This window comes from Lyngbya sp. CCY1209 (assembly GCF_035615495.1).
Lineage (GTDB): Bacteria > Cyanobacteriota > Cyanobacteriia > Cyanobacteriales > Microcoleaceae > Limnospira.
In genome coordinates this window covers 23569-34423 of sequence record NZ_JAJENU010000253.1, presented here as the reverse complement: position 1 = coordinate 34423, position 10855 = coordinate 23569, and the positions used below count along the sequence as shown (strand labels likewise).

10 protein-coding genes are annotated in these 10855 nt (G+C 51.9%); 5 read left to right on the top strand and 5 right to left on the bottom strand.

Going from position 1 to position 10855, the window contains the following annotated elements; translation table 11 throughout:
• Positions 1–510: 510 nt before the first annotated feature.
• From LKE08_RS06965 to LKE08_RS06945, 5 genes are all read left to right on the top strand, one after another.
• A complete protein-coding gene (locus LKE08_RS06965) occupies positions 511–1212 on the top strand; it encodes a DUF4336 domain-containing protein (protein ID WP_324703484.1) in 702 nt (233 codons plus the stop codon).
• A gap of 281 nt (positions 1213–1493) precedes the next feature.
• On the top strand, positions 1494–1763 hold the full coding sequence (locus LKE08_RS06960) for a hypothetical protein (protein ID WP_324703483.1): 270 nt from the start codon (positions 1494–1496) through the stop codon (positions 1761–1763).
• On the top strand, positions 1760–2188 hold the full coding sequence (locus LKE08_RS06955) for a PIN domain-containing protein (protein ID WP_324703482.1): 429 nt from the start codon (positions 1760–1762) through the stop codon (positions 2186–2188). The genes LKE08_RS06960 and LKE08_RS06955 overlap by 4 nt, the downstream gene beginning before the upstream one ends.
• An 84-nt stretch (positions 2189–2272) precedes the next feature.
• Positions 2273–2485, top strand: coding sequence for a hypothetical protein (locus LKE08_RS06950; protein ID WP_324703481.1), 213 nt, complete (start codon positions 2273–2275; stop codon positions 2483–2485).
• 91 nt (positions 2486–2576) lie between these two features.
• Positions 2577–2984, top strand: coding sequence for a thiol-disulfide oxidoreductase DCC family protein (locus tag LKE08_RS06945; protein WP_324703480.1), 408 nt, complete (start codon positions 2577–2579; stop codon positions 2982–2984).
• Positions 2985–3002: 18 nt separating this feature from the next.
• On the opposite strand, the gene LKE08_RS06940 is transcribed toward LKE08_RS06945, so the two are convergent.
• The 5 genes from LKE08_RS06940 to LKE08_RS06920 all read right to left on the bottom strand — a co-directional run bounded on the left by LKE08_RS06940 (position 3003) and on the right by LKE08_RS06920 (position 10743).
• Positions 3003–3902, bottom strand: a complete 900-nt coding sequence (locus tag LKE08_RS06940; RefSeq protein WP_324703479.1) for an LD-carboxypeptidase — start codon at positions 3900–3902, stop codon at positions 3003–3005.
• Between the two features lie 85 nt (positions 3903–3987).
• Positions 3988–5118 carry an AI-2E family transporter gene (locus LKE08_RS06935; protein WP_324703478.1) on the bottom strand — a complete coding sequence of 377 codons (1131 nt, stop codon included), beginning with the start codon at positions 5116–5118 and terminating at the stop codon, positions 3988–3990.
• A gap of 26 nt (positions 5119–5144) precedes the next feature.
• Positions 5145–7652: a type II CAAX prenyl endopeptidase Rce1 family protein gene (locus tag LKE08_RS06930; protein ID WP_324703477.1), complete on the bottom strand. Its 2508-nt coding sequence runs from the start codon at positions 7650–7652 to the stop codon at positions 5145–5147.
• A 34-nt stretch (positions 7653–7686) separates the two neighbouring features.
• A complete protein-coding gene (locus LKE08_RS06925; RefSeq protein WP_324703476.1) occupies positions 7687–8412 on the bottom strand; it encodes a Uma2 family endonuclease in 726 nt (241 codons plus the stop codon).
• 60 nt (positions 8413–8472) lie between these two features.
• Positions 8473–10743: a protein-arginine deiminase family protein gene (locus LKE08_RS06920; RefSeq protein WP_324703475.1), complete on the bottom strand. Its 2271-nt coding sequence runs from the start codon at positions 10741–10743 to the stop codon at positions 8473–8475.
• Between the last annotated feature and the right edge of the window lie 112 nt (positions 10744–10855).

Sequence of the window (10855 nt, the reverse complement as noted above, 5' to 3'; positions counted from 1 at the left end):
GGTGACGGTTGGGAACGCACCGACGATTGACAAATGCAAATACACGATCGCGATATTTGCGATCGCGCCGTTGGAGTAATCATGTAGGGTGCGTTCCCAGCGATCTATTATCGGTTAAGGCAGTTGGTGACGGTTGGGAACGCACCGACGATTGAGCAATGCAAATACACGATCGCGATACTTGCGATCGCCTGGGTTAGAATAATAGCAGTTTTGAGGTGATGGCGATGGGTATAGGGCGATCGCTCCTGAAATTGACCGTTGGTGGCGGCTGTCTGCTCGGTGGGATGGTATTTCCGCCGCTGCTTGCCGGAGAAGGGATTGCTTGGGGAGTCGTATTGGCGACGGTTGAGCCAGCGTCACGGCTGGGAACACGGCTAATGCGATCGATGCTTTAACGGAGGGAAAAGAGCGCGATCGGGTATCATTAGAGAATGAGGATCTGACCCGGGCTGTCGGAAAAGCGATCGCCGCCGATTAAACCTAGCCATCAAACTACTCACCAAAACCATGCTAAAAGAAGTTGATATAGATATTTGGGTTGCAGAACAGCCCTTCCGATATTTGGGACTCAGTGTCGGAAACAGGATGACGGTTATTCGATTGGCTAATCAAGAATTAGCCGTGATTTCTCCAATTCAATCTAGCGACAGACTTGTCAGCCAGCTAGGTGAACTGGGAGTTGTTAAGTATATTATTGCCCCTAACCTTTATCATTATTTATTTGCAGCTAATTTCAAATCTATTTATCCCCAGGCAACCTTTTGGGCTGCCCCTGGTTTAACCATTAAAAAACCAGATTTACCGATTGACCAGACCATCAGGGGCGATCGAGGTGAGTTATTACCTGGATTAGACTTTGTATTATTCGATGCCCTAAGAGTTTTGGGCTTAACGGGAATTGATTCACTTAATGAATGTGTGTTTTTTCATTCTGCAAGTCGCACTCTGATTTTGACAGATACAGCATTTAACTTTGATGAAACATTTCCAATTATGACACAACTTTCAGCTAGAGTGCTTGGAGGATATAAACAATTAAGTCTATCAATCCTGGAACGGATTGCCACAAATGAAAAAGAGCGAGTTAGACAATCGTTTGAACAAGTAATGTTATGGGATTTCGAGCGAGTTATTATGGCTCATGGAAGTATAATTGAGCGATATGGCAAAGAAAAATTCAAGAAAGGGTATGAATCTTTTTTGCGTTGAATCTAGCGTTTACCTTATCCTATATTCCACCACTATAAAACCTGATTTTTAGTCCCTAAATAAATGCACCGATAGCCTCTTGCAAGAACACTTCGCCAACCTAGAAATCCAGAAAGAGTGAAGCCACATCAAAGAAAACCCTTTCTCAAAGAAACCCGGTTTCTGGCAACTTGGCTATAATAGTCCTAGCCCCCTTAGCCCCTCCTCAACTTAAATCTGTTTAAGGATGAGTTGGCGTCAATCAGGTATAATTAGATATTAATCACAAATCAGAGGGATTCATGCTGAACATACAACTAGACCCCGAAACCGAAGCCCGTTTAGTGGAAATTTTAGCCAAGGAAAAAACGACCAGCGATGAATTGATTAAACGCTTGGTTAAAGAACGCTGGTTGAGTTTACAACCCCGCCAAACTATTGTCGAAAGATTGGGCGGACATCCTGAACATCTGTTAGAAGATGCGCCGCCTGATTTGTCCGAAAGGGCTAATCGCAAAAAGGCGATCGCTGACTATTTGAAAAAGAAACATCCTCAATACGATTTGCCATGACCCATTATCCTGTAATTCTGGTAGATAGTGGAATCTTGGTCGCTTACTACAGTGTTAAAGATCCCTATCATCAACAGGTGCGAGTCTTCTTTGAAAGATGTACCAGTAACCTAGTGACTACTGTTGGCTGTGCTACTGAGGTAATGTGGCTTTTAAGTTCTAATTGGCGAATACAAAATCTATTTTTAGAAGCCGTTGCCAAGGGGGTTTTTGAAACTATCCCACTGCTGCCTGAAGATTTTTCCCGCATTGCTGAACTGAATCAGCAATATGCAGATTTGCCTGGAGATTTTGCGGATTTGTCTCTAATTGCGATTTCGGAACGGCTGAATATTCCAGCTATTGCTACTTTAGATAGTGATTTTGATGTGTATCGGCGTTATCGAAACCGAGCTTTTGAACGGGCATTTATCCCTGAATCATAAAGTTATTTTTAGGGGGGACGATGATTTCTAGGAGTTAGTGATAAAACCTCAAATCAATACTTAAGTCATGATAACGGCACGAGGATGGAAGTTTTTAAAGAATTTGTTGTTTGCATCAAAAATACAGACCATGCCGCTTCCCTAGAAGTTCGCAAAATTTATCGGGTATTACCCGACTCTAAAGCCACCCAGCATGACTTGATTCGCGTTATCGATGAATCAGGGGAAGATTACTTGTATCCGAGTCGTTATTTTGTCCCGATCGCACTCTCGGAACCCTTGAAAAAAGCCCTGTAAACTTGTCTCTAATCCAAATACCCGGTTTCTTAACGCAACGATCGCACCAAATTGTTAAAATATATAAAGCACTATTGGAATCAATCCCGCCATGACCTATCATGTAATTTACGACGGCAATTGTAATTTGTGTACCACCCTGGTACAACTGCTGGAAAACCTCGATCGCGGCGATCGCTTTCGTTATATTCCCATGCAAGACGAAACCACATTACAGCAATTTGAAATTACGTCCGAAGACTGCGAAATGGGAATGATTCTGATCGATGCCGATCAACCGGAACGGCGGTGGCAGGGCAGCGACGCGGCGGAAGAAATCGGGCGGTTGTTGCCGGGGGGAGAAGTGTTTGTCGGCGCTTACCGGGCGATGCCGGGGCTGAAATGGGCGGGGGATCGCGTTTACGAACAAGTCCGGGACAACCGCTATCAACTCTTCGGAAAGCGATCGCAAACCTACCAATCCAACTACCCCAGTTGTTGCGGCAATTCCCCCTCCTAAATTGCCCGTTGTTAAGCTTCAGCGCCTCCCACACGGGTGATTTTCCAACTCCCAATTGAGGGTTCCAGCGCCATCCAATTCCACTTCCACCCCGACGGGTAAAACGGCGTTGCAGCCGTCGTGTCCGAAGGGGAGATCGGAAATAATGGGAATGCCGAGATCTCCGAGGCGATCGCGCAAAACTTCTTCCACTGAGAAATCGCTGCGTTCGCCCTCCGATTCCGCTGGGCTGAACCGCCCCAAAGCGATGCCGCGCACCCCCTCAAATGCCCCCGTCATCCGCCAGTAAGTCAACATTCGATCGATGCGGTAGGGCTCCTCATTGACATCCTCAAAGGCGAGGATCGCGCCCCTCAAATCGGGCTGGTGGGCGGTTCCCAGCAGGTACGTCGCCACCGTCAAATTTCCGGGAAATAGACGGCCCCTCACCCGTCCGCCGCCCCAACCTTTTCCCTGCAAGGGTTGCAATGGGCGACTTTCTAAATAGTCGAATAAACGCGCGATCGCCCAGTCCGGTTCCTGGGATAAAGTGGTCAAAACGGGGCCGTGAATGCCAACAATATTCTCTTGTTCAGATAACGCCCACAGTAAAGCCGTGATATCGGAAAATCCGAGCAAAAATTTGGGGTTGGGAGACGCCGGAATTTCGCATTTCGGCAACCCTTCCAGCAGCCGCGTCGCGCCGTAACCCCCGCGAGCACAGAGGATGCCGCAGATCTTCTCATCTTTAATGGCATCGATCAGTTGCGATCGCCGATCGCCATCTTTCCCCGCCAAATAGCCCCAATTTCTCTCCAAATTTGGATGCGGCGCGATCGCATATCCCCGCGATCGCCAAATGTTCAACCCCTGTTGCACGGGTTCGAGGTTCCGCAGCCTGCCGCTGGGGGCAATTACTTTTAAAGTCGGGTGGGTCATCGGTAAATTAACAGAAAATGCGATCTGAACTCCCCTCTCCCAAAGTTGGGAGAGGGGTCGGGGGTGAGGGCGAGAGCATCCCGACCTACTCCCGTTCGGGTTCATCGGGTGGCAAAATTGGCGGTTCTTCTGATACCGAAATATCCGGTATCGGCGGAATTTCGGCGGGTTCCAAAACCGCTTCCGCCCCCGCCCATTGATCTAAAATATCCTTCAAAATTGCCTCCTCAATCCAAGTTTTTGTCACCACCGCCAGGGGCAAAGCCAACACCAGTCCCGCCAACCCCAAAAACCGGGCAAAAAACAACTGTGCCACCAACGTCGCCGCCGGTAGGAGGGAGACTTGTTTTTGCATGATCATGGGGCTGAACCAGTAACTCTCCACATTCTGAATGACGATATAAAGGACAATTACCGCCAGCGCTTTCAAAGGGTTATCCAACAAAGCGACAGATACCGGAAAAATCACGCTTGCCGTGGGTCCGATATTGGGAACTAAATTAAAGATTCCGGCGAGGAGGGCGTGGGCGAGGACGAAGTTGATGCCCAACAGTAACAAGCCGATACCGCTGAGGGTGGCGATAAAGACGGAGTTGATCGCGATACCGCCCATCCACTGCAACAGGGCGATTTCACAGAGGGAAAAAATTTCGTCCGCCCGCCGGCGATAAAAGGAGGGAAACAGCCGCACCGCCACCCGCCGATAGGAGAGGGGATTCGCCAATAACATCAGGGTGAATACAACGATCAACAGCAGTTGTAATAGAATCCCGATGGAGGAGTTGAAAAAGGTGAAAAAGTTGCCGAGTATATTCTGCGCCAAGGGGCCGACTTGTCGGGCGAGTTGGGGGACGTTGGGCAGTTCCAAATTGATCTCCGGCATCCAACCGGGCGGGTTGTCGAGGTAGGCATCGATCCAGCGGATAAACTGTTCGTAACCGATCGGAACCAGTTGAATCAATTGCTCGAATTGATTCAAAAATGGGGGCATAACTAAACTAAAAAACAGAATCCCGAACAGTACCACGAGCGTCAGCGCCAGCATGACGGCTTTCCCCCGTTCGAGTCCGAATTTTTGCAGCCACCGCACCAAACTGTTGAGGGCGATCGCCAATACTATTGAGGTGAATAGCAACAGCAGGATTTGCCGAAATTGCCACAAAATCACCAGGGCGATCGCCAAACAAAATAACGCGACCCAATCTCCGAGTTTCACCGTTCAACCCCCCATTTTAAACAAAGTCAAAAGTCAACAGTCAAAAGTCCCGACTCCCGACTCCCTATTTTCTGTTCTCCGTCCAACAGGAACAGCCACACCGTCACGGCGAACCAGTGAAACAGGACGGGAGCCCACAGGGAACCCGTCAAACCGTAGGCGACGGTACAACTCAATCCCAGGAGTGTCGCCAAACTCAGGAATGGAAGTTTCACGAATGTCGGATAGCCTTTCCGATTGTAAGTCAAGGCGGCGAGGGGATGGTAAATGACGAATAAAAATAGGCTGAAAGCCGCCCAGAACAGCCAGGAAACCCAGGAAACTGCCTCTAAAGGGTGGGGGGTCAAAAATACCCGAAACACCACTTCTTCGAGCAGTGCGGGGGTGATGAACAGCAGTGCGATCGCACCCGCCAATTTCAAGGGCGGACGGCGGGAGGGATTCCAACGCAGGAACTTCATCGAAAATCCCAGTGGCAGGGCGATCGCGGCGTAAATAACCGACGTTCCAAATAATACCAGCCAATCCCAGCCCGTCATGGCAACCACCGCCATTCCCAGGCGGTTCAGGGGGATAGAAAGAATCGGAATTTGTCCGAACACCACCGTCGGCGCCATCGGCAAAATATCCGGGTCCCATCCCCCCACCTGGTTGGGGCGGACGAACCACAAACTCGCCCCGTGTTTGAGGAAAATTTCGCTCACCTCGTCGTGGGCCCGGCGTGGCATCATCGATCGCCAACTCAAAATCCCGTCGATAATACTCTGATTCGCGACAAACCCCTCGCGGTTGTCAACCCCTGCCAACTGTTCGGCATTTTGTTGCCAGTCGGGGCGGATTGTGCCTTGGGGGACGAGGAGATTTTTTAGGTCTTCCTCCAACGCCACCAACTCCTGAAATTGCCGGGTTTGGGGGTCGTCGGGGTGGGCTTCCAACCACTCCCGGATCTGGGGTGTCTCGTTGAAGCGGCGGCGGCTTTCGGCGATCGCAATAAATAACCCTTGGGAGGAATCTTGAACGCAGGAAGTCGATGGTGTGACGGGGGAAACGCCGCTGCCATCTCCCGTCCGATAGCGGGCCGTTATGACTTGTAATTGCCGCATCAATTCGTCGAGGGGGGAACCGGTCAAACCGTCGAAATTGTAGGTTCCGGTGAAGGCATCCAACTTGACAATCACATCGGAAACCGGCCGGGTTCCCAGCCATCCCCGCTGCATATTTCCCATATAATCCGCCCAAGATTGGGTTCCGGAGAGAATGCCGTTGGTGTTGTGGGCGTAAACCTGTTGATATTTGATTTGCAACTGCAATTCGCCGGTAATTGCGTCGCTGACAACTTCGGCAATTCCGTAGGAAAAATGTCCGGTGACGGTTCCGAAGGGCGCCCCTTCTCCCGCTTCGCCGCCGATGCCACCGAAGAGGTGGATTACTAATGCGCGATCGCCTTCTTTCCACTTTCCTAAAGCATCCGTCGGGGTGTCGGCTTCGGGATCGACGAGGACGGATTGAACGGTTCCTTTGCGGTTTTCGGTGCCGTACCAATTGGTCGATTCGATGTAGCTGCGTCCGTTTTCACCGCCCAAAATAATCAGATCCGGAACCGGGCGAAAGGCCGATCGCGGCTGCAATGCTTGAACCGTAAACATCCCGTCGGCATCCCTCGAACCGTAGACGTACCAGCCCTCATCGCCGGCTAAAGAATTTTCGATTTCGCGGGGGGTGGACATGAAACGTCCGTTGCGATCGCGGGGTTGTTGGGGGATGCGGATCGTGCCTTCCGGACCGTCGAAATTCCCCGTTTTGGGGTTGTAGTGGCGGACGCGAAAATATTGACTTGGACAGGGAGATTCGCCCGGACAATCTGGGGGGATGGCATCGGGGCGATCGCCATTTGTCAGCCCGAGAATTTTCACCAAACCGTACATTCTTCCGGTGACTTGAACGGGTTCGCGATCGACTTTTATAATGGCAGGATCGCCGCCTTCGATCGCCGCATTTTCAAAGGCGACGACGACATCATCTTGTGATCGGGCGCCGGCGAGGGACTGCAACGGCCCCACCTGGCGGCGTCCGTCGAGGCGGGTGGGGATGACGTTTCCGTTGCGATCGCTGCGTCGGGCCGCTTCCGTCAATTCCATGTCCGTGGTGACGAGCTCGACGTACCGTTTTAAATTGGGATTGTCAACCCAAGTCAACCGCACCACCCGCCCCACCAAATCGCGCTCTTTCTCCGGGGCGTGATACACCTCAAACCACGCCCAATCGGGGATTTTCGCCTCTTCTAATTGTTCCGATGTCGGCAGAATTAATCGCCCCACCCAATTGCCAGTCGGTTGATATAATGGGGAATTAATTTCAGTTTTAAGCGGAAAAAAACTGGGTTGATTAAAGGGCAAACTTTGGGACAGCGCGTAGCTGGAAGGGGTGGGTTCCTGGGCGTTTGCAGAAACCATCAATAGCAGCAGGAATGACCCCAAAATTAATCCGATCGTCTGCCGTTTGAGAAAGCGCTTGAGATGGCGGTGCGGGGACATTAATTTTATCCAGAAAATAGAACTTTGCTGTTAATCATGAATCGGAATCGAGGCGATCGGGGTCGATGCCCAAACGTCTCAATCGTTCGGCTAATTGTGCGGCTTTTTGCTCCGCTTGTGCCGCTTTTTGCTGGGCTGCGAACAGTTGTTCTTCCGGCGTCAAATAGCGTTGTCCGTTACTATCGTACCAATACAGCCATTCTCGGCGAATGCCTAGGTAGGTTGCCTCTTCCCGGCCGATGCCCAGATTGATTTCCGACAGCCAGACGGGTTCGCCCTCCAACAACCGATATTCGCCCGATTCTAACTGATACACTTCTAACCGGGGTTTCCTTTTGCGGAGGGGATTGTAAATGACATAATATAAAATGCCGAGTTGACGGTATTCTTCTTTCTTGCGGATGTATTCTCCCCGTCGTTTGTGGGAAACGACTTCCAACACCAAAGTCGGAACTTTTCGTTCTTCCCACAAAACGTAAGATAACCGCAAGTCAGAATCGACAATTCTCGGAACCCCCACACTCAGAAAACCGTCGGGAACGATCGCGGGTTCATCGGGGTCGTAATAAATGCCCATATCTACCCCGAAAAACCAATCCATCCGATCCGACCAAATGAACGCGAGAATGGCTTTGAGTAAGCCGGGAATTAAATCTTGTAATTCGTTATCCACTGGCGTATCGTCGGAGTCGGGCAAATCTTTCGCCGAAGGTAAGCCATCTGTGCGATCGTATTTTCTGGGATCGTATTTGAGTAACATGGTGTCCGAATCATCCCTTAACTGTATTTCGATCCTAGCAACATTCATCCGGTTCGGGGTTTACCGTTGACTCAACTCCTCCAACTGTTCAGCGAGGGATTCCCAGAAGGGTTCTTCGTCTCCCTCCCGGGTGGTATTCAATCCGGCGTGCAAGCCACCTTTCAAATCCTGATAATAACTGTCGTCCAAAAAGTTAATATCAATGCCCGCGATCGCCAGCCGCCGTTTGAAGTCTTCCTGGGTGTAATCCCGCCCGTCGATCAACGCGCCCCGGGGGTTTGAAACCAGCAATTTTCCATTCACAAATACCGAGTTGATCGGATTCGGCCACCAAGAATAACCCGTGTAACCGAACATCACCGGCACTTCCACAACTTGATCGTCATCGAGGTTGAATTCCCGTTTTAATTGATTGATCAAGGGTTCTATTTGTTCCCGGTGCAATTTCAAATTGTGCTGAATTAACAGTTCGTTATTGATCGCCGCCCGCACCGTCGTCTGGGTGCTCAAACCGCGATTGATCGCCGCCCCTTCGTACCCCTTTCTCGCCAGTTGCCGCAGCAAGTCAACCCCCGCTTCCGGACTGACGATCAACATCAGCGGTTCTCCCGACGGGGTGGGAATAAAGGTAATTAACTCGTCCACCTGGCGGGTGATCAACCAAGTCGTATCGATCGCGATCGGTTCCCCCTGCACCTTTTGAGCTTTCAGGAATTCCAAAACGTCGGGGTGCAAGGTTTCGTCCTCGGATTCCCCGTAGTAAATGCGCCCCATCGGATAGTCCGGCAGGGGTGGCGTGACGTTCAAATTGCCGTACCAATCCAGCCATTGATTGAGGGGGTCGAGTTGGCGGGGTTTGCCGATTTCAAACCATCCGAAATCCCGCTCCATCAACGATTTGGCGTAGTCCGTTCCCCCCTCTCGATTGCCCTTCAAACCGACGGGATAGCGGCGCAATTCTTCGGGTCCGGGAAACTGCACGTAACCGATTTCTGCGGTATCCTGCATCCAGGCGGTTTCCCCCGGGGTGACGCGGGTTTCGGTGCCGGTGGGCGCGACGGCTTCCTCCACCGCCGCCACGATTTCCCGGTTGGCGCCGCGATCGCTCATGTGGATTTCCGAAACGGGGGCAGTATTGGGCGACATGATCCACGGGGCGACACCCATTTGGATGACATCCGAGGCGATTTCCTGTCCGTCCCGGCGGGCGATCGCCTTCAAATTGATCAGCCCCGTCCAGTCGCCGGACGCGAACTGTTTTGCCTCAATTCCCAATATAATAGTCGGGCTAAATTTGAGGGGTTTGATGCCCGACAGATCGACGGGTTTCCAACCGCCGACGGTTTTTTGAAAAATATTGATATTGTCGCGGGCGGCTTCATCGACGGTGATGGCGAGTTCGGCATCTTTATACGCTTCGGAAACCTGGAAGTGAACTTGTGCCAAATCCGTCTCGTCGTATTCGCCGTTGACAATGCGATCTTGCCAGTCGGGGAGGTCGTCGCGATCGTCGTCGTCGTTGTTAAATAATACCAAAGGACCGGCCGACAGAGACCACTGCTTGGGGCGGATTTTATCCCCCTCATCGACGACGCCATCCCGGTTGGTGTCGCCGTAGAGGGCGAAGCCAGGAAATTGGGGTTCGGCGACGGCAAATTTGGCGATATCTCCGCTGGTGACTTTGGGGGCGACGTCCGGCTGGCTGGCGAGGGCTTTTTCGTAGGTGGCGATCGCCAAATATCCCTGATATTCGACAATTTTATCGATCGCCTGCGGGTGCAGCAAACTATCGGAGGGGATCTGTCGCAGGGCGTCGATCGCCCCCAGCCAAAGCTGTTGCGCCGCCTGCCAATCTTGCGAGGTGGGGGTAGGAGACTCTCCGACTTCCACCGCTTGATTGGCCAGTTCCCCCGCCCGCCGCCAGAGTTCCGAGGCCCGTTCCTCCGTGCGAATTCGCGCCTCCGTCTGCCGCAGGGCCTTCCGCCAACTCTCGTATTGTTGCAGTTGCAGTTCGTACTGCCAAGCCTCCGTCACCGCCGGATCGGGGGGGTCGGACACCTCGTCAAGTTTGGCTTGCAGGCGATCGCGCAGTTGGTACAGTTCGGCGAGGGACTGGGGGTTCTCCCGAACCGTTTCCAACCCCTCGGCGGGGGGGGAAGTCGCCCCGTATTCATCCAAAAGAATATCCGATTCCCAAATCCCGTATTCCACATTATCCTGAGTTTCGGGCGCCGACTGTGCCACGGCGGGGGGTGCCGGGACGAGAATGATCCCCACCACGACCCCCAACGTATCGATCAATGCCATCGCGACGTACCGCATCCACCCCATAGAGTCTCCTCAAGCGACGACATCGATTGTACCAGGGACGGGGAAGAATTAGGATGTCCGCTGCGGGGTATCGGGTGTCGGGAAGGAACCGGAGAAAGGTCAACATTTGTTT